A 21,611-nucleotide genomic window follows, 5' to 3' on the forward strand; every position below is an offset into this window, starting at 1 on the left:
ATTTATCCGTGGAAATTACAACATTACGCTTAGTTGTTGTATCATTCTCTCCGTGAAAATCCGTGGAATCTGTGGGAGAAAAAATATAATTTGCTTACGTTGAACTCACGTTACAAAGATTAGCAGATGGTTCACTTTTTACTTTTTACTTTTTACCTTTTACTTTTTACTTAAGTAGTTGTTATGGAAGAGGCTTTATCAATACTTTGGAAATATGCCCGTCGTGAGGCGATAGAGAGCAATGGGAAGACCGTAGTGGCTACCATTAGCCAAAGCATCGCGGCTATTCGTCTGATTATGCGCTTAGAAGGTTGGCTTCAGAAGCGTGAAGCTCGTCCAGCGCCTGCTCAACCTCAATCCCCACAATCCCCACAATCCCCACAATCCCCACAATCCCCACAATCCCAAATAGATACCCCAGCCTTTTTAGTAACCCCTTCTCCTTGGAAGAAAAAGGAGAAGCCTTTTCAGCAAGAGCTAAACCATACAATTATAAAACCTTCCTATCATACGACCAAACCCCGTAAGGTTTGTCGTCAGCGCCCTTGTGTCAAGGACGCTAATAGGAACTGCAACCAAGCGACCAAGCCCCGTAAGGTTTGTCACCCGTGCCCCTATATCACAGCTCATTTGTACAAGGACACCACCTTGATTGGGTCGCCTATGATACGGCACTATGCAGCAGGTAGGTACCATAATGACTACAGAAAGCTGCTGATAAGCTCACGACCGCCACCCATTATAAGTGAAAAGTGAAAAGAGAAGAGTGAAAACATGAAGCTATTTAAGAGTCGTCTTTGGCAGCGTAGTAGAGAAACAATTTATAGCATCTTATAAGAGGGGTTGTTTTATGCTCTCATAGGCAAATTAACACATAGGCAAATGGATGAAACCCCAAAAAAAATTTGGAAATTTCGTTTTATTTTAGGATATTTGCCCCCCTCAAAACTACAGAAATGAGATTAAAGTTTTTCTATGTATTTGCGTTGTTTATCATAGCTGTGCAAGCGGCTTTAGCGCAAAAAGTTACCGTCACAGGGACGGTAAAGGATGCCCAAGGCGAACCTATCTTGGGTACTTATATCCTTATCAAAGGCACCAGCCGTGGGGCTACAACCAACGATAAGGGAGCTTATACGATTGAGGCCAATGTGGGCGATGTGCTCTACTACTCTTTCTTGGGGATGAAGCCTGTAGAGAAACCCGTGACCAAAAAGAATACGGTGATCAATGTGGTGCTTCAGGACGATGTACAAGAAATAGACACAGGCCTTGTCTTCACTGGCTATGGAGCGCCTAAGGTAGGGAGCAAGACCGTGGCTTCAGTGGCAACAGTACAAGGGCAGGAAATCGCTCGTACCCCCGATGCCAATGCCATGGATGCACTCGCAGGACGTGTAGCGGGGATGGTCGTTACCACAGGCTCAGGACGACCAGGCGATGCTTCCAGTGTACTGATTCACGGGTTTAACAACTTCCAGTCAGCGCTTAAAGGAAGTGTATCTAACCAGACACCGCTTTATATTGTCGATGGAATGCAGGTAAGCTCAGGGATTATGACTGACCTCAACCCCAATGATATAGAGAGTGTCACCGTACTCAAGGATGCAGCCTCTACCTCTATCTATGGGTCTCGTGCTGCCAATGGGGTGATTCTCATCACTACCAAGCGTGGTAAATACAATGAGCAAACCCACATCAGTGTAAGCCACCAAGTGGGGTTCAATGCCATAACCAGTGCCAGCCGCCGCTTCTTCGATGATATGATGACCCCTCGTGAATACTTGGATTTCTGGGCACAGCGTGACCCTGCCGCTATCCGCTCTGCCGCTGGAGTGTCAGGAAATACACCCGCACAGACTCAGGCAGCTATTGAGAAGATCTTGGCCGAGAATCCTTATAATACACGTTGGGACAAAATCTTCTTCCGTGACTTCGTACCTACTACCCGTACCGATGTCTCTGTCTCTGGAGGAACAGCCTCTACTACCTATTACCTTTCGGCAGGTTACCTAAAGCAGGAAGGATCTACCGCTCCTTCTGTGGATTATCACCGCTATAATCTCAACACCAATGTGGATACCCGTATCAACAGTTGGCTTAAAGCAGGACTATCACTCTCTGTAGGCTATAGCGAAAGAGAGGGCGGACGCTCTACTACTTCAGGGGCAAGGGTATTGGCCTTACCTCTGTATAGCCCTACCAATCCCGATGGTACTCGTAAGAACTTTATCAGAGGACTTACAGGACGAGCCACTGGATTCTATCACCCTGAGTATGAGGCTGAAAAAAATCCTTCAGCTTCCTATGGAACCGATGTGATGCCTATAGGGTATTTGACAATTGAGCCTATCAAGAAGTTGGTATTCAAGACCCAAGCAGGGGTACAATACAGCGATGGAGAATCTCAGCAAAAGCACTTGCGTTCCTTTACCGATTACCAATTTGGCTATGAGAACACGGCCTCCACTCAGGTTTCTTATGATAAGTCGTATAGAAAGACCTTTACCAATACCTTGGAATACAAGTTTATGCTGGGCAACGCTCATAGCTTTACCGCCCTTTTAGGACAGGAGTCTATTGAGAATATCTATAAGGCCTTGGAATCTCGTACCACAGGACAGCCTTCCGATGGGCTTTCTATGCTCTCTCATGGGACTAAGGAAGTGGCAACAGGTGATAGCAAGACAGTAAGCACTTTCAACTCCTATTTTGCACGATTGGAATATGATTACCTGAATCGTTATTTCTTAGACCTTTCTGGTCGTCGTGATGGTTCGTCTAACTTTGGAGAGAACAACCGCTATGCCAACTTCTGGGCAGTAGGGGCTATGTGGAAACTCAAAAAAGAGGCTTTCCTTGAAAATGTAAAATGGCTTACCGATCTTAACTTACGCTTTAGTACAGGGATTTCTGGAAATGCAGGCGGACTTAACTACAGCAATATCAACGTAGTAAGCCCTTCTCAACTATATAATTCTGAGATAGGTTATACCCTTAGCCGTATAGGAAACCCTGATATTCGTTGGGAGGAACAAAAGAAAACAAGTGTAGGACTCAATGCGGTGATTCTACATAATACCTCACTCAATGTGGAGTACTACCACCGTCGTACCTACGATGTATTGGCTTACCGAGATAATAACTCTACTAGCGGACGTACCCAACTCTATGGAAACTCTGGAGGAATGCAAAACCAAGGGATTGATGTAAGTATCTCCTCTCGTGTGTATTATGATGAGGGTAACAACCTAAGCGTACGCCCTTACTTCAATATGAACTATAACCAGCAGAAGATTACCGAGATCTTCGAAGGACGCGAATCCCTCGTGAGTCTCAATAGCAACTTGGGCTTTAAGGTAGGTCGTGCCTTGGAATATACCGCTGTATTGCGCAAGGGGGTAGATCCCAATACAGGACTTACACAGTGGTACCTCCCTGGTGAAGATAAAATGGAAACCCAAACCGATGATAACCAGATAACCACTACCTATAATTCTAAATTGGCACAGACCACAGGTAAGAAGATGCATGCCCCACTCAATGGAGGTTTCGGTTGGACAGTTACTTATCGTGCCTTTAGCTTGGATATGAATTTCTCTTTCACTGTGGGTAACTGGAAAGTGAATAATGATATGCGCTATAGCGAAAACCCTGGTTCCTTTGCCTCTGGTAATATCAGCCGTAAGGCTTTCGATTATTGGAAAAATGCTGGAGACAATACCCGCCATCCTAAGATTACCGAAGCTACCTTTATCTATTCAGGAGATGCTCGCCTGATACAGAAGGCCGATTTCTTACGCCTAAAAAGTATATCCTTGAGCTACAACCTACCTAAGGAGGTGATCGAGCAGATAGGTTTCTTTGGCGGAGTACGTCTCTATGGTACCGCACGTAACATCTTTACTCTCACCAATTACGAAGGAGCAGACCCTGAGTTCTCTAATCCTATATCCTTGGGAGGTTATCCACCTTCTCGTCAGTTTTCTTTCGGGGTTGAACTTAAATTTTAAAAAGCAATGAAAAAGATACTTAACAAATTACCACTATATACCCTTGCGGCGCTCTCCTTGCAGAGCTGTGTCAAGTTAGAGCAAGAGCCCTTCAATGAGCTGAGTGAGCAGAAATCATTCCTCAATGTGGAGGACGCTCAGTATTGGGTCAATGGAATGTATGACGGACTGCGTGATAATACTTATGGAAATACCATGTATAGCTCCGATGTACAGGCCGATTTCCTCAATGCCGTTCGTCGTAACAACGAAATCCTCCCCGAATTGCACCGATGGACGGACTTTACTTCTTCCAATAGCACCACCGCTGCCATTTGGATGGCTCATTACAGAGCGATTCAGGATATTAATATAGCGCTCAATGGGATTCCTAAGGTGCCCATAGCCCAAGAGAGAGAACGTACTGAGCGTGCCCAAATTCAGCGTAACTTGGGCGAACTCCACTTAGGACGTGCCTACTATTATACTTATTTGGTAACGCACTTCTGTGGGGCTTACGATGCCTCTTCCTCTTATGGATTGCCAATCCTAAGAGAGTTCAAGGTGTCCAATTTTCCCGCACCCAGTACACTGAAAGAAACCTATGAGTTTATCTTGGAGGACATCGCTCGTGCCGAAGAACTTTTGTCCGAAACCTCAGGAACAGTAGGAGCTCCTACCTTTACCGCAGATGCTGCCAAAGCGCTCAAGGCACGTGTGCTACTCTACCAAGGGGCATGGCAAGAGGCTTATACTACGGCAAAATCCCTTATAGATGGAGGAAAATACCCACTGGCTACCACACAAGATGACTTAATGGCTATTTGGAAAGAAGATGATGACAAAGAGAGTATCACTCAGCTTTTTGCCAAAGCACCTGCAAGTTTTACCTTGGGCGGAAGTGATGAGCTTCCTAAGGCTAATGATATCTATATAGGAGCTAATAACTATGACCGTCGTCAGCGTCGTTTCCTCTATAATCCGAGCTATATCCCTACACAGGCTTTCGTGGATTTATTTCAAGATACCGATTATAGGAAAAAAGTTTTTCTCCAAAAACTCTTTGTAGATTACGGAAGTACCGCCTATAGGAATATTTATTTGGTTACCAAATATCCAGATAACAATAACCTAAAAACCAGTTCTTCAGGACTGCCTACCTATATGCACAAACCAAAATTGTTCCGTATAGCCGAGCAATACCTCATTGCAGCTGAAGCGGCTTACCACAATGGCGATGAGGCTAATGCCAAGGTATATCTCAATGCACTCCGAAGAGCACGTATCTTAAGAGCTACCTCTGTTACCGCTACAGGTCAGGCACTACTGACAGAGATACAGAATGAGCGCAACCGCGAATTAGCCTTTGAGGGCTTCCGCTTACACGACATCAAGCGTTGGGGCTTAGGCGTAGTCAGAGGCACCCCCCAGAATGTAGAGGCGATTTTCTCCTCTCCAGCTCAGGAGTATTATCAGCTTAATATCCCTGCTGGCAATTACAAACTCACTTGGCCACTCCCTGCCGCCGACATCAATTTTGAAAAAGGTCGCTGGAGTCAAAACCCAGGCTGGTAATAACTATAAAACAAAATCGGCGGTACCACAGTACCGCCGATTATTACTATTTATAATATTCAAATTTCTGTTCTATAATAAGGTAAGGTTCCCCATTTTCGCTTTCCGTCTTTTTGATCCAGTTCTTTTTCTTATCATACTGGTAGGTGTAGTTCTTTTTCTGGGCAATAGTACCATCTTCTTTATAGACTACATTTTCCGTTTCATTGCCTTCCTTGTCATAAGTAGAAGTTACTTTCTTTATGAGTTTGTCAGTAGCATCATAAGTAAGGCGTTCTAATGGATTTCCTTTTTCATCGTTCTTGTAAAGGGTCTTGGAGGTAAGGCTGTCTTTCTTATACTTGTCCTCGCGGATAAGGTAGCCTTTGTCATCATAGGTAAAAACACTTTTATCATCACACACCCCTCCTACACAGTTGGATTTCTCTATAAGCTGTTGTTTATCATTATATTTGGAGAAAGTACTCATAAAGATATCTCCTTTGTCGGTCAAGAGGTCATGGCGGATGCGATTACCCTGTGCGTCATACTCATAGAGGTTAGTGGAGAGTGTCTTGTTTTCCTCATCTTTGGAGACGGACTCTATTAGGTAACCTTGGTCGTTATAGGTATCATGGTAGGACATCAGTACCCCATTGTTATTGACTTGCATCTTAGTAGTGCGTCCCTTAGGGTTGAACTCCGTTAGCAGTTCCGAATTACCTCTAAAGGGTTTGCCTTGTTCGTCAAAGCGATAGTCCAATATACGATATGTCTTTACTTTTCCTTTAAGTTTGGCCGCGTCCCAACCTGTTTTCTTGTTCTGTCCGAAAGCGACTGTACCTGCCAAAAGCAGAATAATTCCTAATTTCTTCATTTTTTGAAAATTAATTTTTATGAAGGGCAAAGGTACGAAAGATAATTATTAATTATTAATGGTCAATGGTTAATTGTTAATGTCTATTTGTTAAACTTGAAGCTTAAGTTTCAGCATTCTTTTGGGTTACACCTACCGGGTAATTCCATATTTAGTTGCCAGCCGATCAGTCACTGTATCAGGGTATTCACATTTCTAAAAGGAAGTGTTATAGGAAGAAAACAAAAAAATCACTACCTATAGTAGTGATTGTAGTCGTACTCGGAGCGGGACTTGAACCCGCACAGGCATTGCTGCCCACTGGATTTTAAGTCCAGCGTGTCTACCGATTCCACCATCCGAGCCTTTGGGATATAGACATAAAAAAAAGAGCGAAAAACGGGATTCGAACCCGCGACCTCAACCTTGGCAAGGTTGCGCTCTACCAACTGAGCTATTTTCGCAATTCATATCTTTCTAAGACGGTGCAAAGATACTACTTTTTTCCAAACCGACAAAGAAAAAATGAAATTTTTTTTGAAAAAATGAGATGTTTTTTATAAGTATATGATTACTAGTGTATTATATATTGTTTTTTTACGAGCTTATAAATCATCACTTGTCATTAGTCACTCGTCACTTGTCATTAGTCACTCGTCACTCGTCACTAGTCATTAGTCATTTGTCACTATTTAAGTATTTTTTTCATGGTAAAAGCACTAAGAATAAGATAGAGGATACATAACCCCCACATACCTGCCCAGTAGGGGAATATGGTGGAGAGGCTGGCGCCCATTTGGGTGATAGAAACAAAGCCTTTAGCCCCTAAGGTGGTAGGAACTATATAAGAAAAGGCATGTAACCACTCTGGCATGGCTACCGTAGGCCATGAAAAACCAGTGAGCATCACCGAAGGCAACGAAGTGTACATGATGAGCATGATGGCATCTTCCCTACGGCGAAGAAAGCCCAGCAAGCAAAGCCCCATAAACACAATAGAGAGAACAAAAGGTACCATGAATACCATTGTGCTGAGAATGGAACTGCGCACAGGGATACCAAACAGAGGCATTACAATACCCAAGATAATGAGCAAGATAGCCATAGAGAGTGCCAAATAGGTGGTGGCTTTACCCATGACAATAGGGAGTGCCCCCCAGAAACTATTGGAATTAGGATATATTTTGCGCAGCTTGTTACTCTCTCTCATCGTTCCGCCCAAGATACCCACAGCGGTAAGGATTGTCGTCTGGAAGATAATGACCAAGACCACAGGAATGAGGAAAGTAGCATACCCCGAAGAAGGGTTGTATAGGCTTACCACTTTGGCACTTACGGGCATCGCCTCATCACGAACTTGAGAGGGGAGTTTGCCCTGTGCAGAAGTGCGCTTCATCTCTACCCCAGCATTAAGGTAGGTAGCAGAGACTTTAGCTGCGGTGAGTATCTGCTTGTAATAGAGCATATAGGAGGCATCAGCATATACAGAAATAGAGGGTTGCTCACCACGTTGTAGGTCACGGGAAAAGCTGCTGGGAATGGTAATAATTCCGCGTATTTGCTCTTGCTGAAAGGCCTTTTTCGCTTCAGAGAGGTTCAGGTAACTACTGTAAATGGCCACGCCACTATTAGCATCAATCATACGTAGTAGCTGTCGGCTTTGGGAGGTATGGTCATCATCAACCACCCCAATGGGGAGTTCTTGTAAGGTCTCTTCCGAATAGAGGTAGGTATAGAGAAAGGAGACCAATACGGCTACTATCACAAATGAAAAGAACACCGCCCTATCACGGAATATATATTTGGCTTCCCAGAGCATTGCACGGGTGAAGTCAGCTGAACTTTGATAAATATACTGTTTAAACTTTTTCATAACCACCTGATTTTATTTTTTTTACAAACATAGGGTAAGCCACTATAAGCAGCAAACCAAAGAGGAGCAAGGCCAAAAGTGGTTGCCATGTCATCTCCATAGGAATGCCCTTGATAGCGCGATTGACATAGTATTTCATAAAATGAGCATAGGGGAATATCTGTGCCAAGTACTGCATACTCCTTGGGAGTCCTTCCATAGGAAAGGTATAAGCGGCAAAGGAGAAAGCAATGGCGGTAAAACCACTACCTACCGTAAGTGCTAAGCGGAAATCGGGGGCAAAGGATACGATAGCAATCCCTATGATCTGATAGATAACAACCAAGGCAAAGGTAATGAGTACCACATTGAACATCGGAATGTGCAGGGGCGTACCTATAAGCCCAAAGAGTAGGTAATTCATCCACCACGCTACAAAGAAAAGTACTAAGGTATAAGGCAGAAGTTTGCCAACCAAGGCTTTCAGAGGGCTGCCATCTGCTTGCTTGAGCCAATGCTTACCCTGATGATAGCGCAGCTCTACTCCCAATACATAGACCGTTACCATCATCACAATCATTTGAAGCATCATGGGCAGCAGTGCTGTGAGCAGGTAAAAGGCATAGTTAGAGTAAGGGTTAAACAGACCGTGATCATCTACCTTTACGGATTGGGCTTCGGCATGTACCCTCTCGGTTTGTTGTCCTTTTTGCATTTTCTTTTTCATCACAAGACCAGCTGAGAACATGCCTATAGTGGTTTGGAAATCTTTTTGGATAAGGCCTGCACCGAGCATAAACTGGTTATTGGTATAGCAGATCACCGATTGGTTTTCGCCCTTGAAGAGTTTTTGTTGGAAGTCTTGAGGAATGACGATAAAGCCCATGATCTGCTGTTGCTGGATAAGGCGTTGGGCTTCTTGTTCATCGCTTAGCTTGGTAGTAAGAGCTATGTTAGGCGTGGCGTCAAGCATACGCAAAAGGTTCTCGGATAGCTGACTTTGGTCGTAATTGATATACGCCATAGGCAGGTCGCGGGGTACCCCTTTGTAGAATACAGCTGCAAAGAAACCAAAAATGATAAGGGGAAACACCAAAACGTAAAATAGCCGTTTAGGTGATAGGAATAGGTTCTTGCATTCGGTTTTAAAATATTTCATAGTATAATTAGCAAATTAGTTCATTTGTATTGCTTTGAGAAAGCCTTCGGTGTGTAGGGTATAGAAAAACTGTATATTCTCTTCGGGGACATCGCCTAAAGTACGTAGTACGCTTACCGCAAAATGCAAAGCACTATCCCCTTTGGCGGTTACTACCTTATGATCACATACAGCTTCATTGGCGGTAAGTACGAATTTATCGCCATTGGTATAGAGAGAAGCATCTTTTATCTCATCAAAAGTATTGACGGTATGTTTCACATCGTTCAGCAAGCCATTCACAGCACAAAAGCGTGCACTATCACAAATAGCTCCTAACACTTTGCCATTGGCTTTTATCTTTTGGGCAAGGGTTACCAGCTGAGCGGTTTGCTCCTTAGAAAGATTACGCCACGAGCCTTCTGCCCCAATAAATATGAGAGCCGAAATATCTTCGGGAACTTCCCAGATACTAAGGTCGGGTAAGGCTTTGAGATTGCCGATAGAGGTTTTCACTTCTTTATCGATTGAAGCATACAAAACAGTGTATTGTGCTGTACCTAATTGTTTATCGCCAAGGGCAGCAGAAAGATAAGCCAGTTCCCAATTGGCAAACTTGTCTAAAATGATGAATACTATTTTTTTCATACGATGTTATATGAGTTTTAAAAAGTCACCAACTTGATGGCTTTTTGTAAGTTGTTGATTATAATTTAATTATATTTCTTCAGCGTCTTCTAAGTTTTCTATTAGGATAGGGGTTTCTTCTTCAAAGTGAAAAGAAACGCCATAAGGCTCGCAAAAGCTGAAACCTCCTTCAGCAAAATGCAATATCCATTCTTTGTTGTCATAGAATAGGAACTGCGGACTTTCAAAAGGAACTTCCTGTAAGGGAACGCTTAGCAATCGCTTTTCTTCTTCTGAAAGATGAAAGCCATCTGAGCTTATTAGTAGTTGTTCTTGAAAATAAGAAAGTGCCTTGGCAACCAACTTATCTGCGCTATCAAGGATTTGTTCAATAAAAGCAATAGTATTAGGGGTGATAGTTTCACTTTTGCTAAACACAGAAAAAGGAAGCTCTAAGGTTTCTTTGTAGAAATCACTTTTCCACTGATATGAAGCCTCCCAAAAATACGCATCTTCTACTTTTTCTTTGAAAGTAAGAGTGCCAAACTTGGTGATATAACTTGATATGTTCATTGCTTTAACCAATTAATTTCTTCTTTACTAAGATGAAAATACTTATATACAAAATATTCGCAGGCTTCTTGTTCGTTATCAAAAGACTGTTCATCAGAGAAACTATGCCAATCGGCAAGGCATACGACCCATTGGTTTTCTCGTTGCAGAAAACAAGTGTTATCCACAGCTAGGCTGCCACTCTCAAAAGTATCAGTCTTGAAATAGCACCAAGAAGGGTCGTAGTTTAGGTTTTCTAAAGTTTGTAACAACTCTTTAAAAGATGAGATAGGGAGCTGTTCTTTTATTTGGGTTAAAAGCTGTTGTCTTTTCATTTTTTCTTGTTTCTTTTTCTTGGAGAACCAAATGAATATAAACGTCCAAACCAAAAGAGCTATTAATAGAGGGGCAAGTATATTGTAATTCACAAGAGTAAAATTGTATTTTTAAATTTCAAACATTCCTTTTTTCAGGGTCTCTGTTTTCAGGCAAGTATTGTTCTTTGATTTCACAACTTCTTCATCAACAAGGAAGTTCTAAGGTTTCTTTATAGAAATCACTCTCCCACTGGAATGAGGCCTCCCCAAAATACGCATCTTCGACTTTTTCTTTGAAAGTAAGAGTGCCAAACTTGGTGGTATAACTTGATATGCTCATTCCGCTAATTGTTATATGTTTATAGGGTTTTATGTTTGTTTTTTTCAAATTCAGCGATAGTGTTATCAATAATTTCTTTGAGCTGATAAGAGGCAATGCCCAGCGGCTTGTTTACATCGGTGAGAGACCATTCTACCAGCAATTCGTCTTTATCTTTACAGATGAGTAGCCCAATGGTAGGATTGTCGCCTTCTCCACGCAAGAGTTTATCAACGGCAGTTACATAGAAATTCAATTTTCCGATATATTCAGGAACGAAAAGTGTTACTTTGAGTTCTACCACTACATAGCACTTCATCGGAATATGGTAAAAAATGAGGTCGGGGAAAAAGCTCTGTCCTTCGGGCATACGCAATTCCATTTGTCGCCCAACAAAAGCGAATCCTTGTCCTAATTCCAACAAAAAGCGAGTAATGTTTTGCATCAAAGCCTCTTCAAGCTCTCGTTCGGAATAGTCTTTGGCAAGGGAAAGAAAATCGAAATTATAAGGGTCTTTGAGAATTTCGGTAGCCAAATTAGCTTGAGGGATAGGCAATTGAGTGTCAAAATTGCTAATAGCTTTCCCTTGTCGTTCAAAGAGGTTACTCTCTATGGTATGCACTAATTGTACCCTGCTCCAATTATGAATGATCGTCTGCTTGATATAGAATAGAGCCTCAGAGATAGAATTGCATTTTGATATCATTTCAATGTGATGCCTCCAAGGTATTAAACCAAAATCTTTAGGCATCTCTAAAAAGTTACCAACTTGGTGACTTTTTGTAAGCTCTTGATAATAAAACAAATACCATCTTCTTATATATTTGATGTTGGTAGTTGAAAAACCAGTAGCTTCAGGGAAAGCTTCTTTCAAATCCAAACTTAGTTGGTTGATAAAACCACTACCCCAAGCCTTTTCGGTTTGCATTTTTACGATATCACTACCCAAGCTCCAGTAGAACTCTAAAAGGGCAGTATTCACCTTTATGGCTGTTTTGATTTGCGATTGCTGGAATCGTTGTTTGATTTCTATCAGCCATTGGTGATATTCTTTATTGGGGAGGTTTTGTGCTCCAAAGGTAAAAGTAGGGGCTTCTTTCATTGTGGTTGTTTTAAGAATTTTGATAAGTTTATATAATTACACTCTTCCACTTTTCGGGATCTCTGCTTTCAGGCAAATACTGTTCTTTGATAGTGTCTAATAGCCAGCGAGCCTCTACAAGTTTGTATTTGTATTCGCGCTTGTAATTCATTTTTGCGTACTCTCTATCGGTAAATATAGAGGCTTTTTTACCCGTGATTTGCACTTCGGTAATGCTTTCTTTAGAAGGGTCGTAGTTAGGAGGAAAGACGTGACTGGTGTACTGAGCTCCGCCATATTTGCGTTCGCGTTCGGTGATGTATTCCTTATAAATAGGGATACGCAGCTCTGTTTGTTGCTTACAAAAGTCTTCCCAAGAGAGGGTTTTCTTTTTCTCCACTTCTTCTTCGTCAACTCTGTTGGCTTCTGTTTCCCAGTCGTACATTGCTTGCAAGAAGGCAGTGAAACGCTGGCGCAGGGTTTGTTCTGTTTCTGTCATCTTGATTATAATTTTAAATTGTCATTTTCGTCAAACTCCCAAAAAGGATTATAAGCAACTTCAAAGAGGTAACCGTCCAAGTCCTTGAAATAGCCACTATATCCTCCCCAAAATACTTTTTGAGCTGGCTTGACAATAGTTGCTCCTAATTCACAGACTTTGGATAAAACAGCATCTACTTCCGCTTCTGATTTGGCATTATAACTAATTGTTATTCCTGCAAATGTACTTGACTGATAAGGTAGTGTAGTATCTTCGGAGAGTTCTTGTAAAGGATATAATCCTAATACAATTCCTCCCAAAGGGAAAAGAGCATACTCCTCCATACTTTTGTCTGATTTTTGCCAGCCTAAGTTCTCGTAAAAGGCAAGAGCTTTCTTAAAGTCGCGGACACCTAAAGTGATAAGTGTAAATTTCTGTCTCATTTTTTAATATTTTTCTTTATAAAGTTCCTTTTTCTTTGCACCATAGGTGATATTCCTTAAGCCAAAGCCGCCAATCATCGGGACAATGATAGGTATCCATATACTTTTCTTGTTCTTCTATGCTTAAAGAGTGCCAATATTCCAAAAAAGTGTCTCTATAATGCTGCTCATAGCCTTGATTCCAGCGAGGAGCTCCATAAAAACTATGAGGGAAGACTGTCCAAAACGGAAATACTTCTTTATACTCCTCTATTTCCTTCTTAAAAATCTCTCTTTTGTCTTCTTCATAGAATGCTATTTGTACAAAAAGGAGTTTATCGGCTTCTTGGGTTATTTGTAGCTGTCCTTTACTAAGGGAATAAGGCGCTTCGCTAAAGAAATGCCTAATACTTTTGGGGCTGACCTCCCCTTCGACTGCTTCTATACGCTTATAGAGGGCTACAGGGATAAAGAAGTCATACCCAAAAATGGGATAGGTTTTACAAAAGAAATCTTTGAGCTTTGAGAACATAATCTTGAATTAACTAATTAACACTTCTCTTTCTTTCTTGGGGACTTTGGCAAGTACTTGGTCGTAAGAGTGCTGTATCATCTCCTTGATAAGGGTAGGGGGTAAGCCTTCTAAAAGCACAGTATTCCAATGTTTTTTGTTGAGGTGGTAGCCCGCTATAATCTTGTCGGGGTATTGCTCGCGGAGTTCTATCGCGCGCTCGGGGTCGCACTTGAGGCTCACACTTACAGGGAAACGCTCCAGATTGGTAAGGGCAAATATACGATTACAAATGCGGAATACCAAGAAACCCTCGCCAAAAGGCATATCCTCCGTAGCGAAAGGCATAGAAAGACAACTGTCTCTAAGTTCTTCTAAGTTCATTTTATTTAGATAAAAGATTTCAGTAATTAGTTATTAGGTTTCAGATCATATAAAACTCCTATATATTCACACACATTACAGATAAGTCTTTTTCCTTATTGCGGACAATGCTATAGAAACGTTCTTTATACCAAAGCATCTGTTGCTCGTAATCAATAGTGTATTTGCCAATGTCTAATGAATGAATGATCTCTCCAGTTAAGGCATTTATAAGCATAGGCTTTTGTTTTTTATCACTTATAATGATACATTCTCCACTTCGTACAAAGTGTACGGTTTGTCCTGTATTATAACTAAATACAGTTTGTCCGTTATTTAGTGAAACCCCATAAAAATAGCCTCCTTTACCTGCTGTACCAAAGTATAAGATATCGTTATATTCCTCTACTTCAGTGTAAAGATAAGCAGAGAGTTTGTATTTCCAAAGTGTTTTTTGGTTCTGTTTATCTCGGCAGCTCATCATAAAGGGAGATTGCATAAAAACTTCTTTATCTCCAAAAGAATAGACTTTCGCATCATTGAAAATTCGCTTTTGAGGAATACAGCAGAAAGACAGTTCTATTACTTCATTTTCAGTAATTTCAAATACCTTATTAGTTACAAAAATGTTGTCGAGTTTATAGTATTCAATGAGTATAAAAAGTCGTTCACCTTCCCGATAATAGTAAGCATCACTTCTATAACAAGGTTCATCTTCCTCAAAGGAGAAAGAAAGTCGTTTTTGTGATGTAAAATCTTCTGAAAAGATATCTACAAGAATATGACGATCTACATACACTCCGTTTTTCATTATCTTTTTAGAAACATCAGCTGAGGTAAATTGCAATACAGCTATTTTCTCCTGAAAAGGGACGATATCTATCACCCTATAATGGCGAAAAGGGTTGTTAAAGGTGTTTAAGGTATGGTAGCTTGTCATATATTACTAAAAAATCTTATCAATTTGTGCGGAAGGGTTTGCCATAAACTCGTCAAAGGTACAAAGTTCGGTAAAAGTTCCGTGTTCGTAATCGGCAAAGGCGAGTTTTTTGTTCTTAGGATACCATACCAAAAAGCCTTCAGCGCCATACTTATCCGCATCGGATAGCAGATCAAGGAATTTCCTATTTTTCCACTTTACTTCCTTGACATCACTCAGCGGGGCAAACTCCACAAAGCTGGTATATTTGCATTCGGGCAATGGAATACGCCTATCGGTAGCGCGCATTCGGGCAATGAGTCCTTCGGGAAGTTTGTAGGCTTTTAAGGCTCGCAAGCGCTCTTCCTCGTCGTGCCACTGGGCAGGCTCTACCGATTTGATATACTCAGCGACCGCTTTCTGCTTGTTGCGCAAGGCGTAATGATAGGCACGCTCGCCGTATTTATCCTTGTAGGAAAGGTCGGCACCCAGCTCAATGAGTCGTTTTACCAAGGCAAGGTTACCTTTTGAGGCAGCTATTTGTAAGGGTGAGGCATTGTAAGGATATACCATATTAGGCTCACAATAGTTTACATCAAATCCGTGAGCGATAAGGTAGTCAGCCAGTTTACACATACCTTCCGAAGCTACCATTCTCAGGGTTGTACCATCGGGAGTGAGTTTGAAACCGTTTTCTATCAGCAGAAAAGCTATTTCTTCATTTTTGTTATAGATAGTAGCCTGCAAAGCCGTAAGATGGGTACGAGAATTTACATCGGCACCTTGTTCAATCAGCCATTTTATCAACTCAGGGTCGCTATTCCCACTATTACAAACATGAATAATCGCTGTTTTGTTTATATGAGCCCCCTTATCGACTAAAAACTCTAATAGTTTCTTTTTGCGACTGGACAAGGCAAAGTCAAAAGGTGTTTGAGAATAGCGTTCGTGTACACGGACTTCTTGGTTGATATCCCAGCCTTTGGCAAGTTCAGCTTCCAAGGCAGAAAAGTTTTCCTTACGCAAGAGGGTTACGATTTCAGGGCATTTAAAAGGTGCTTTTTTCTGGGCAAAGATGTTTCTTTCTTCCATATTATAATTTGTTTGTATGCTTTAGATTATAAAAAATTCCCTATCATCCTCTGGGGTAGAGATAGGATTGTACTTATTTAATAAATCAATATACTCTTCATCAGAGAGTAAGGCAGTATAATCACTGCGATGTTTTGCTATAAGATAGGATGAATATCTATTTTCTTCTTTGTTTGCGGAACAAGGAAAGTTTGTAAGTTTTCTGTTGTAAATTTCTTTAATTACCTGAGCTTGTTCTTCACTTAGGTAAGGATGATGGGTACGGTATATATTGGCAATATTCTCATAAAAATCACTTAAGGAAGATGCTTTTGCATAAATGCTATATACAATTGATAGCAAGCCATAGAAAATAAAATTCTGCAAGTTATCTGCTATAATTTCAGCAGCATCAAAATCATACCAGTCCTTTTACGATAACAGGAGGTTGCTCTGGTTTTTCTCTATCATAGAAAAAACAAACCTCTCCTTCACATTCTGAAGCAAAAGGCACCAAAAGATATTCAGTTTTGATTCCTCGTTGAGATTTATTATTTTTTATTCTATTTATAATATCTTCTGCATCATCCAATGCCGTAAATTGATCCCTAAATAAAAGTAACGGAGGATTCTTTTTTAGCTCTGGAAATACTTCCTCCCATTGCCAAAGAACATTCAGCATCCCATCTTCCCAAAGCCGGTGATATAGCTTGGGGTACTGAAAGCCATAAGTTTGTTCTATTTTTTGTAATGGGTTCATATTGATAATTTTTATGTTACAAAAATGCTTGGCGTTCTGCTATTATTTTCTGTAATTGTTGGTGCAGGAGGGCTCGTGAGGGGAGCTCAGTGACTAACTCAATTGTCTCGACAGTGTTGAGACAATTTGAAAAATCTACTTTTTTTGAATGAGCAGTCTGTACTGCGTCCAGTTCAATTGGGAACGCACTGCGTTCCCAATTGGATACATTCGATAGAACTGCCTACAAAATTTTAGTTGTCTTACTGAAAAACCACTGCCATATGTAGGCATTAGTTCTTCAGCTAAGTTACGGATAAGGTAAGTCCCATAGTCGGCACGGTCTTTGCCTTGTTGCTCTTCTTCAAAGATGCGTTTACCTAAGAGCCAATACATTTGCACCCTGCTGAAATCAATACTTCGTATCGCATTAGTACGCGCCGTTTCAATAATCTGACGGATTTCTGTATAAAATTGTTCGTTTTTGTTAACTTGTTTTTTTTTCATAGTATTAGTTTGTTAATTGGCTCATTATTCATAATACCTTCCTAAATCTAACAGATGTCCTAAGAAATGCCAGTCGTTAGGGATGGTTTCATCTTCGCCTATATAATCACATAAGCCTTGTGCGCCACACTCCAAGAGGTCTAAAGGATTGAAATTGTACCAATCATAGCCCGTTTCGGAAGTGATGCCAAAGGAACGCATTTCGTTATTAAGTTCTTTGTCTTTCATACGATGGAGTTCAGCTATCTGAAAGGCGATTACTGCTTGCGTATAAGCAAAGGCAGAGAGATGTTCATCTTCTGCCTCAGGCATTGTAAGAATAGTTGTCCACTCCTCCTCATAAGTAGCAGTCTTTGCACTGAATGCCTCCTTAAGCAGTTCAAGGCAAAGAGTAGGAGAGAAGGGTGTGTTTTCGTGTGGGGTCATTATTCTATACAAAGCCAAGAGATAGGTCTCCAAATCTCTGTTGGTTACTTCTTTAGGAAGCTGTTCTATACAGTTGTAAAATTCGTCGTAGGTCATAGAGATAATTAGCAAATAAGTGTTTCTTATTCATTAGCGTATTCAATGGTTTGTTCTACAATCAGGTTGGTATAACGTTTAGAATATTCGATGCGTTTCTCTATCCAATTGCCGTGATTATCATAGCGATAGGTAGTTTTGCAGGTATAGACTTCACCTTTTTGCCACTGACCATCTTCGGTGATTACAGCAGCATAACAACGAGAATCAATACGTTTGAAATTCATTTTTTAAGGGTTATTTTAATGTTTTTAAAAATTCCTTGCCTTTATCAGTAAGGTAGTATTGTTGCTTGCTACTTGTGGGCTTATCAGGAATGGTAAGAGCTACAAAACCTTGTTCTATAGCAGGGTTGAGATAGTTCACTCTAAAATATTTCCTATCAGCCAATTCTAAACGATTTTGAATTTCTTCTCTATTATGTAAACCCTCAAATACCTTTAAAAGTTCTTTGACTTGGGGGGTAACTTGGGGGGTACTTGGGGGGTACTTGGGGGGTACTTGGGGGGTATCTTGTGCGGTAACTTGCCTGGTACTTGCCTGGTACTTGGGGGGTACTTGCATGGTGTCTTGCGCGGTAGCTTGGGCTTCTTCTTCCATAAGTGCTTGTAAATCTTCATCTATAGGAAAGATTACTCGCAAGGTGTTTTCCATAAACCTAAAAGATTCTTTAGGATAACTCTGCAAAATACGTGGAATACCAGAACCTAAATGTTCTACTAACTCTACATCACGGAAGATGCGCATCAACTCTTTGTTGCGGGGTATAGAAGTGCCTGAGAAGAATTCTTCTTGCGAAATACCATAAGGGAGTCCGCCACAAGAGGTAATGACCAATCGGTCTTTAAAAATCTCGAACTTAGGTGCTACTTCATAGGTATAATCGTTGTGAACAAAGGCATTAATCACAGCCTCACGAAGGGCAACAGGATTCCAAAGGCGACGTTCTAAACGCTGTTTGTAGGTTATCTTGGTAAAAGTTCGGTTCTCAAGATTGAGTTTGTCTAATACCTGCTGGGTTGCTTTGATAAGAGATTCGTGTCCGTACTCTTCATTCTGTACCAAATCAACTTGGTCAATCCCTGCATAGCGTGCTACTCTCACCGATATATTATTGATATCGTTCATTAAGTAAGCTACATAGTTGTAATCGCCATCTTCATTCAAAAGTTCTAAATTTCTTGCAAATTGCTCGTTGAGGGTTTTACCCATCGATTGGTAATAGATTTGCAACTGCTGGAAGCGTAAATCTTTCTTAGGAGACTTTATTTTACCTATTGAATAACGTGTACGCTTGGTAAATAACTCTTCTATTTGTCGGGAGGGCATAGGTTCTGAAGCACTGCCTATACGGATGAAAGCCCCTTTTTCTGAAAGCCCATATTTCTTGATGTAATAAGGCTTTTCATATCCTCCTGCTACAATGATTTTAACAATATTCTTATCATTGCGTTTTTCCAAAAGAATATCAAATAACCCCATACACGAGGGGAGAATATTATTTTTAAAGCGGTCTTTGAGTTCTAATTGTACAGCATCGGGGTTAGGAACACCAATGGTTTTTCCTGTTTTATCAATGCCGATATAGATAAAACCACCTTCATTTGTATTGAGAAAAGCAACGACTTCCTTTTCTAATTCAGGGGTAACTTGTCGCTTGTATTCTATGTTTTTGGATTCAATCATTGTAAAATGAGGTTTTTATAGGGCAAAGATAGTGATAATTTACCAATTATTAAACTGTAATCTCTACCATATTACCATCAGGGTCAAGGACAACACTCTCATAATAACCGTCACCTGTGGTGCGAGGAGCACTAAAACACTTGTAACCTGCGGCTATGATTTTCTGAGTAAGTGTATCAACCGCTTCTTTGCTTCCTACACTAAAGGCAAAATGTATAAGGCCTTCATTCATCACTCTGTCCAAACGTTTGCTAAGATTGGGACGCCACATAATCTCCAAGCGGGTACCACTGTCAAAACTTAGAAAATAGGTATGTAGGCCTGTTTTAGGGTTGTGGTATAACTGGTTTGGTTTCGCACCAAAATAAGTTTCATAAAAAGACTTAGAAACTTCTAAGTCTTTTACATACAATGCAATATGATCTATTTTCATAGTGGTAAATTATTAATGAGCTAATTGGAAAATTAATCAATTGCTGAATTACTCTTCACCATCTTGTATTTCTTCCTTTCTCCTTCAATAGTGGCCACTACTTCAAAACCGAGTTTTGTATAAAGACCTTTAGCTACGGGGTTGTCATCAAATACATTTAGGCTAATAGAATGAACACTTTTATCCTCAAAAAGCATTGCAATAAATAAGTGCATAGCCTTAGTGCCTAATCCTTTTCCTGTAAGGGAAGGATTGATAAGGAATCTGCCAATATGTACATTGCTCCCTTCAACCCTTATTTGCTGAATCATTCCTATAAAACTATCCTCTGCCTCAATGCGAAAGCAATGAGACAAAGCATTGAGCGCTTCTATGGTAAGAGGATACGGCAAAGTATCTCCTGCCCATTGTTGCAAGAAATCAGCCTCTTTGCTATTTGTCCAGTGTATGATAGCCTGCTTGTCTTCAGGCAATAATCCTTCAGTTATTCTCATTTTTTTACTTTTCACTCACTAATACGGACATTCCAGGTCTTAGATCCTTTACTTTCTCAGTAGGGTAGGCCTTGATAGCGAAAGTCTTCTTGTCAAAATCGCCTTTACTTTTAGTAGCAGTCCAAGTGGCAAAATCGGCTTGTACGGCTATGTGTTTTACTTCCATTTCTATCTGCTGATTACCAAGAGCAGGTACAATACCTTTGAACTTGGTACCAATCTTGAAGTCAGCCATTTTGTCCTCACGAATGTTGAACACTACCCATTCGTCCTGAGTATCAATAAGGTTCATTACAGGATAACCCGCATTGACAATCTCGCCTTCGTTGGGGATAATGGTCTGTATCTCGGCATCGGCAGGAGCAAATACCTTAGCACCGTCCTTATAGGCATTCACTTCGGTGATGACTCCTTGGGCTTGAGCGACAAGGGCTTGGGCGGCGGTTTTGTCTTCTACACGTGCACCATTTTTGGCCATTTCGTATTGTGATTTGGCGGCTTCAGCTTGTTTCTGTAGGGCGACCATTTGGGTATAAGCTTCGTCTTTCTTTTGAGCAGGCAACACCTTGTCGTTGTAGAGGTTGCTTACACGCTGATAGGTTTTTTCGGCCAGTTCAGCGGCGGCTTGGGCTTGTTGCCATACGTTGTAGGCACCTTGTATTTGTTCTGTGCGGGCACCACGTTGAGCTTTGTCGCTTTGGGCTTGGGCAGCTAGGCGCGCGGCTTCGGCTTGGGAGAGTTTGGCATCAAGCTCAGTGCTTTCAAGTTCTAAAAGGAGGTCGCCCTTATGTACCGCGTCGCCTTCTTGCTTATAGATGGCCTTCACCCTACCGGGTACTTTGGGAGCAACATTGATCTGTTTGGCCTCTACTTGTCCTTGCAAATAGGTAGGTTCGCTATTGCTAAAGAAGTAGATAGAAAGAGAGATAACAGCTGCAAATACAGCAATGGTAACTAGAAGTCCAGTGATATTTTTCTTTTTCATGGAATAAAAAATTAATGCTGCAAAATTAGGGAAGATTTACCATATAGGAGGACTTTTGCCTAAAAAGATTTTTAAGATAGATTAAAAACGCAGCTCTATCATAGGCCTTGGAAAATAACAAAGTTTTCACTTTTCGTTTTTCACTTAAATATGTATCTTTGCATCGTCGTTATCTTGTTCTATAACGACT

The 21,611-nt window shown here is 41.0% G+C and carries 26 protein-coding genes and 2 tRNA genes; 3 read left to right on the top strand and 25 right to left on the bottom strand.

All coding sequences use genetic code 11. The features are described 5' to 3' along the window. Nucleotides 1-183 precede the first annotated feature (183 nt). From HMPREF9331_RS00080 to HMPREF9331_RS00090, 3 genes are all read left to right on the top strand, one after another. A complete protein-coding gene (locus HMPREF9331_RS00080) occupies nucleotides 184-756 on the top strand; it encodes a hypothetical protein (RefSeq protein WP_016419169.1) in 573 nt (190 codons plus the stop codon). 200 nt (nucleotides 757-956) lie between these two features. Beyond that, on the top strand, nucleotides 957-4,013 hold the full coding sequence (locus tag HMPREF9331_RS00085) for a SusC/RagA family TonB-linked outer membrane protein (protein WP_016419170.1): 3,057 nt from the start codon (nucleotides 957-959) through the stop codon (nucleotides 4,011-4,013). Nucleotides 4,014-4,019: 6 nt separating this feature from the next. Beyond that, nucleotides 4,020-5,567: a RagB/SusD family nutrient uptake outer membrane protein gene (locus tag HMPREF9331_RS00090; RefSeq protein ID WP_016419171.1), complete on the top strand. Its 1,548-nt coding sequence runs from the start codon at nucleotides 4,020-4,022 to the stop codon at nucleotides 5,565-5,567. A gap of 46 nt (nucleotides 5,568-5,613) precedes the next feature. Here the strand turns inward: HMPREF9331_RS00090 and HMPREF9331_RS00095 are convergent, their stop codons facing one another. From HMPREF9331_RS00095 to HMPREF9331_RS00205, 25 genes are all read right to left on the bottom strand, one after another. Then, the gene (locus HMPREF9331_RS00095) at nucleotides 5,614-6,423 is read right to left on the bottom strand and encodes a hypothetical protein (protein WP_016419172.1); all 810 of its coding nucleotides are present in this window, start codon (nucleotides 6,421-6,423) and stop codon (nucleotides 5,614-5,616) included. 258 nt (nucleotides 6,424-6,681) lie between these two features. Continuing rightward, nucleotides 6,682-6,767 (bottom strand) — tRNA-Leu (locus tag HMPREF9331_RS00100). Nucleotides 6,768-6,793: 26 nt separating this feature from the next. After that, nucleotides 6,794-6,866: transfer RNA gene (locus HMPREF9331_RS00105), tRNA-Gly, on the bottom strand. 224 nt (nucleotides 6,867-7,090) lie between these two features. Then, entirely contained in the window at nucleotides 7,091-8,275 is a 1,185-nt protein-coding gene (locus HMPREF9331_RS00110; RefSeq protein WP_016419173.1) for an ABC transporter permease, read from the bottom strand. Then, the gene (locus HMPREF9331_RS00115) at nucleotides 8,262-9,413 is read right to left on the bottom strand and encodes an ABC transporter permease (protein ID WP_016419174.1); all 1,152 of its coding nucleotides are present in this window, start codon (nucleotides 9,411-9,413) and stop codon (nucleotides 8,262-8,264) included. The genes HMPREF9331_RS00110 and HMPREF9331_RS00115 overlap by 14 nt, the downstream gene beginning before the upstream one ends. A 15-nt stretch (nucleotides 9,414-9,428) precedes the next feature. After that, nucleotides 9,429-10,040: a DJ-1/PfpI family protein gene (locus tag HMPREF9331_RS00120; RefSeq protein WP_016419175.1), complete on the bottom strand. Its 612-nt coding sequence runs from the start codon at nucleotides 10,038-10,040 to the stop codon at nucleotides 9,429-9,431. A 69-nt stretch (nucleotides 10,041-10,109) separates the two neighbouring features. Beyond that, complete coding sequence (locus HMPREF9331_RS00125; RefSeq protein WP_016419176.1) at nucleotides 10,110-10,592, bottom strand: hypothetical protein; 483 nt, start codon at nucleotides 10,590-10,592, stop codon at nucleotides 10,110-10,112. Beyond that, nucleotides 10,589-10,999: a hypothetical protein gene (locus tag HMPREF9331_RS00130; protein ID WP_016419177.1), complete on the bottom strand. Its 411-nt coding sequence runs from the start codon at nucleotides 10,997-10,999 to the stop codon at nucleotides 10,589-10,591. The genes HMPREF9331_RS00125 and HMPREF9331_RS00130 overlap by 4 nt, the downstream gene beginning before the upstream one ends. 94 nt (nucleotides 11,000-11,093) lie before the next feature. Further along, the gene (locus HMPREF9331_RS13410; RefSeq protein WP_016419178.1) at nucleotides 11,094-11,228 is read right to left on the bottom strand and encodes a hypothetical protein; all 135 of its coding nucleotides are present in this window, start codon (nucleotides 11,226-11,228) and stop codon (nucleotides 11,094-11,096) included. Between the two features lie 19 nt (nucleotides 11,229-11,247). Beyond that, nucleotides 11,248-12,309: a PDDEXK nuclease domain-containing protein gene (locus HMPREF9331_RS00135; RefSeq protein WP_016419179.1), complete on the bottom strand. Its 1,062-nt coding sequence runs from the start codon at nucleotides 12,307-12,309 to the stop codon at nucleotides 11,248-11,250. Nucleotides 12,310-12,337: 28 nt separating this feature from the next. Then, nucleotides 12,338-12,787 (bottom strand): NTF2 fold immunity protein, encoded by a 450-nt coding sequence (locus tag HMPREF9331_RS00140; protein WP_016419180.1) that lies wholly within the window; start codon nucleotides 12,785-12,787, stop codon nucleotides 12,338-12,340. Between the two features lie 5 nt (nucleotides 12,788-12,792). After that, the gene (locus HMPREF9331_RS00145) at nucleotides 12,793-13,212 is read right to left on the bottom strand and encodes a VOC family protein (protein ID WP_016419181.1); all 420 of its coding nucleotides are present in this window, start codon (nucleotides 13,210-13,212) and stop codon (nucleotides 12,793-12,795) included. 16 nt (nucleotides 13,213-13,228) lie between these two features. Beyond that, on the bottom strand, nucleotides 13,229-13,723 hold the full coding sequence (locus HMPREF9331_RS00150; RefSeq protein ID WP_016419182.1) for a hypothetical protein: 495 nt from the start codon (nucleotides 13,721-13,723) through the stop codon (nucleotides 13,229-13,231). Nucleotides 13,724-13,732: 9 nt separating this feature from the next. Then, nucleotides 13,733-14,086, bottom strand: a complete 354-nt coding sequence (locus tag HMPREF9331_RS00155) for an MmcQ/YjbR family DNA-binding protein (RefSeq protein ID WP_016419183.1) — start codon at nucleotides 14,084-14,086, stop codon at nucleotides 13,733-13,735. 58 nt (nucleotides 14,087-14,144) lie between these two features. Beyond that, nucleotides 14,145-15,005, bottom strand: coding sequence for a PQQ-binding-like beta-propeller repeat protein (locus tag HMPREF9331_RS00160; RefSeq protein WP_016419184.1), 861 nt, complete (start codon nucleotides 15,003-15,005; stop codon nucleotides 14,145-14,147). A 6-nt stretch (nucleotides 15,006-15,011) separates the two neighbouring features. After that, nucleotides 15,012-16,076 (bottom strand): ankyrin repeat domain-containing protein, encoded by a 1,065-nt coding sequence (locus HMPREF9331_RS00165; protein WP_016419185.1) that lies wholly within the window; start codon nucleotides 16,074-16,076, stop codon nucleotides 15,012-15,014. A gap of 21 nt (nucleotides 16,077-16,097) precedes the next feature. Then, a complete protein-coding gene (locus HMPREF9331_RS13235; RefSeq protein ID WP_016419186.1) occupies nucleotides 16,098-16,442 on the bottom strand; it encodes a hypothetical protein in 345 nt (114 codons plus the stop codon). A 31-nt stretch (nucleotides 16,443-16,473) separates the two neighbouring features. Then, on the bottom strand, nucleotides 16,474-16,815 hold the full coding sequence (locus tag HMPREF9331_RS13240; RefSeq protein WP_016419187.1) for a hypothetical protein: 342 nt from the start codon (nucleotides 16,813-16,815) through the stop codon (nucleotides 16,474-16,476). A 135-nt stretch (nucleotides 16,816-16,950) separates the two neighbouring features. After that, nucleotides 16,951-17,301, bottom strand: coding sequence for a DUF1016 N-terminal domain-containing protein (locus HMPREF9331_RS00175; protein WP_016419188.1), 351 nt, complete (start codon nucleotides 17,299-17,301; stop codon nucleotides 16,951-16,953). A 24-nt stretch (nucleotides 17,302-17,325) separates the two neighbouring features. Next, nucleotides 17,326-17,823 (bottom strand): hypothetical protein, encoded by a 498-nt coding sequence (locus HMPREF9331_RS00180; protein WP_016419189.1) that lies wholly within the window; start codon nucleotides 17,821-17,823, stop codon nucleotides 17,326-17,328. A gap of 26 nt (nucleotides 17,824-17,849) precedes the next feature. Further along, the gene (locus tag HMPREF9331_RS00185; RefSeq protein WP_016419190.1) at nucleotides 17,850-18,050 is read right to left on the bottom strand and encodes a hypothetical protein; all 201 of its coding nucleotides are present in this window, start codon (nucleotides 18,048-18,050) and stop codon (nucleotides 17,850-17,852) included. Between the two features lie 10 nt (nucleotides 18,051-18,060). Continuing rightward, the gene (locus HMPREF9331_RS00190) at nucleotides 18,061-19,509 is read right to left on the bottom strand and encodes a Fic family protein (protein ID WP_016419191.1); all 1,449 of its coding nucleotides are present in this window, start codon (nucleotides 19,507-19,509) and stop codon (nucleotides 18,061-18,063) included. Between the two features lie 49 nt (nucleotides 19,510-19,558). Further along, nucleotides 19,559-19,942 (bottom strand): VOC family protein, encoded by a 384-nt coding sequence (locus HMPREF9331_RS00195; protein WP_016419192.1) that lies wholly within the window; start codon nucleotides 19,940-19,942, stop codon nucleotides 19,559-19,561. Between the two features lie 32 nt (nucleotides 19,943-19,974). Then, the gene (locus HMPREF9331_RS00200) at nucleotides 19,975-20,436 is read right to left on the bottom strand and encodes a GNAT family N-acetyltransferase (protein ID WP_040356784.1); all 462 of its coding nucleotides are present in this window, start codon (nucleotides 20,434-20,436) and stop codon (nucleotides 19,975-19,977) included. A 4-nt stretch (nucleotides 20,437-20,440) separates the two neighbouring features. Continuing rightward, entirely contained in the window at nucleotides 20,441-21,421 is a 981-nt protein-coding gene (locus HMPREF9331_RS00205) for an HlyD family secretion protein (protein WP_009642639.1), read from the bottom strand. Between the last annotated feature and the right edge of the window lie 190 nt (nucleotides 21,422-21,611).

Origin of the sequence: Capnocytophaga granulosa ATCC 51502, from assembly GCF_000411115.1 — a bacterium.
Classification (GTDB): domain Bacteria; phylum Bacteroidota; class Bacteroidia; order Flavobacteriales; family Flavobacteriaceae; genus Capnocytophaga; species Capnocytophaga granulosa.

Excerpts from the sequence above, each read along its gene's own strand:
- HMPREF9331_RS00080 (WP_016419169.1), top strand. The coding sequence starts at position 184 with ATGGAAGAGGCTTTATCAATACTTTGGAAATATGCCCGTCGTGAGGCG.
- HMPREF9331_RS00085 (WP_016419170.1), top strand. The coding sequence starts at position 957 with ATGAGATTAAAGTTTTTCTATGTATTTGCGTTGTTTATCATAGCTGTG.
- HMPREF9331_RS00090 (WP_016419171.1), top strand. The coding sequence starts at position 4,020 with ATGAAAAAGATACTTAACAAATTACCACTATATACCCTTGCGGCGCTC.
- HMPREF9331_RS00095 (WP_016419172.1), bottom strand. The coding sequence starts at position 6,423 with ATGAAGAAATTAGGAATTATTCTGCTTTTGGCAGGTACAGTCGCTTTC.
- HMPREF9331_RS00110 (WP_016419173.1), bottom strand. The coding sequence starts at position 8,275 with ATGAAAAAGTTTAAACAGTATATTTATCAAAGTTCAGCTGACTTCACC.
- HMPREF9331_RS00115 (WP_016419174.1), bottom strand. The coding sequence starts at position 9,413 with ATGAAATATTTTAAAACCGAATGCAAGAACCTATTCCTATCACCTAAA.
- HMPREF9331_RS00120 (WP_016419175.1), bottom strand. The coding sequence starts at position 10,040 with ATGAAAAAAATAGTATTCATCATTTTAGACAAGTTTGCCAATTGGGAA.
- HMPREF9331_RS00125 (WP_016419176.1), bottom strand. The coding sequence starts at position 10,592 with ATGAACATATCAAGTTATATCACCAAGTTTGGCACTCTTACTTTCAAA.
- HMPREF9331_RS13410 (WP_016419178.1), bottom strand. The coding sequence starts at position 11,228 with ATGAGCATATCAAGTTATACCACCAAGTTTGGCACTCTTACTTTCAAA.
- HMPREF9331_RS00135 (WP_016419179.1), bottom strand. The coding sequence starts at position 12,309 with ATGAAAGAAGCCCCTACTTTTACCTTTGGAGCACAAAACCTCCCCAAT.
- HMPREF9331_RS00140 (WP_016419180.1), bottom strand. The coding sequence starts at position 12,787 with ATGACAGAAACAGAACAAACCCTGCGCCAGCGTTTCACTGCCTTCTTG.
- HMPREF9331_RS00145 (WP_016419181.1), bottom strand. The coding sequence starts at position 13,212 with ATGAGACAGAAATTTACACTTATCACTTTAGGTGTCCGCGACTTTAAG.
- HMPREF9331_RS00150 (WP_016419182.1), bottom strand. The coding sequence starts at position 13,723 with ATGTTCTCAAAGCTCAAAGATTTCTTTTGTAAAACCTATCCCATTTTT.
- HMPREF9331_RS00155 (WP_016419183.1), bottom strand. The coding sequence starts at position 14,086 with ATGAACTTAGAAGAACTTAGAGACAGTTGTCTTTCTATGCCTTTCGCT.
- HMPREF9331_RS00160 (WP_016419184.1), bottom strand. The coding sequence starts at position 15,005 with ATGACAAGCTACCATACCTTAAACACCTTTAACAACCCTTTTCGCCAT.
- HMPREF9331_RS00165 (WP_016419185.1), bottom strand. The coding sequence starts at position 16,076 with ATGGAAGAAAGAAACATCTTTGCCCAGAAAAAAGCACCTTTTAAATGC.
- HMPREF9331_RS13240 (WP_016419187.1), bottom strand. The coding sequence starts at position 16,815 with ATGAACCCATTACAAAAAATAGAACAAACTTATGGCTTTCAGTACCCC.
- HMPREF9331_RS00175 (WP_016419188.1), bottom strand. The coding sequence starts at position 17,301 with ATGAAAAAAAAACAAGTTAACAAAAACGAACAATTTTATACAGAAATC.
- HMPREF9331_RS00180 (WP_016419189.1), bottom strand. The coding sequence starts at position 17,823 with ATGACCTACGACGAATTTTACAACTGTATAGAACAGCTTCCTAAAGAA.
- HMPREF9331_RS00185 (WP_016419190.1), bottom strand. The coding sequence starts at position 18,050 with ATGAATTTCAAACGTATTGATTCTCGTTGTTATGCTGCTGTAATCACC.
- HMPREF9331_RS00190 (WP_016419191.1), bottom strand. The coding sequence starts at position 19,509 with ATGATTGAATCCAAAAACATAGAATACAAGCGACAAGTTACCCCTGAA.
- HMPREF9331_RS00195 (WP_016419192.1), bottom strand. The coding sequence starts at position 19,942 with ATGAAAATAGATCATATTGCATTGTATGTAAAAGACTTAGAAGTTTCT.
- HMPREF9331_RS00200 (WP_040356784.1), bottom strand. The coding sequence starts at position 20,436 with ATGAGAATAACTGAAGGATTATTGCCTGAAGACAAGCAGGCTATCATA.
- HMPREF9331_RS00205 (WP_009642639.1), bottom strand. The coding sequence starts at position 21,421 with ATGAAAAAGAAAAATATCACTGGACTTCTAGTTACCATTGCTGTATTT.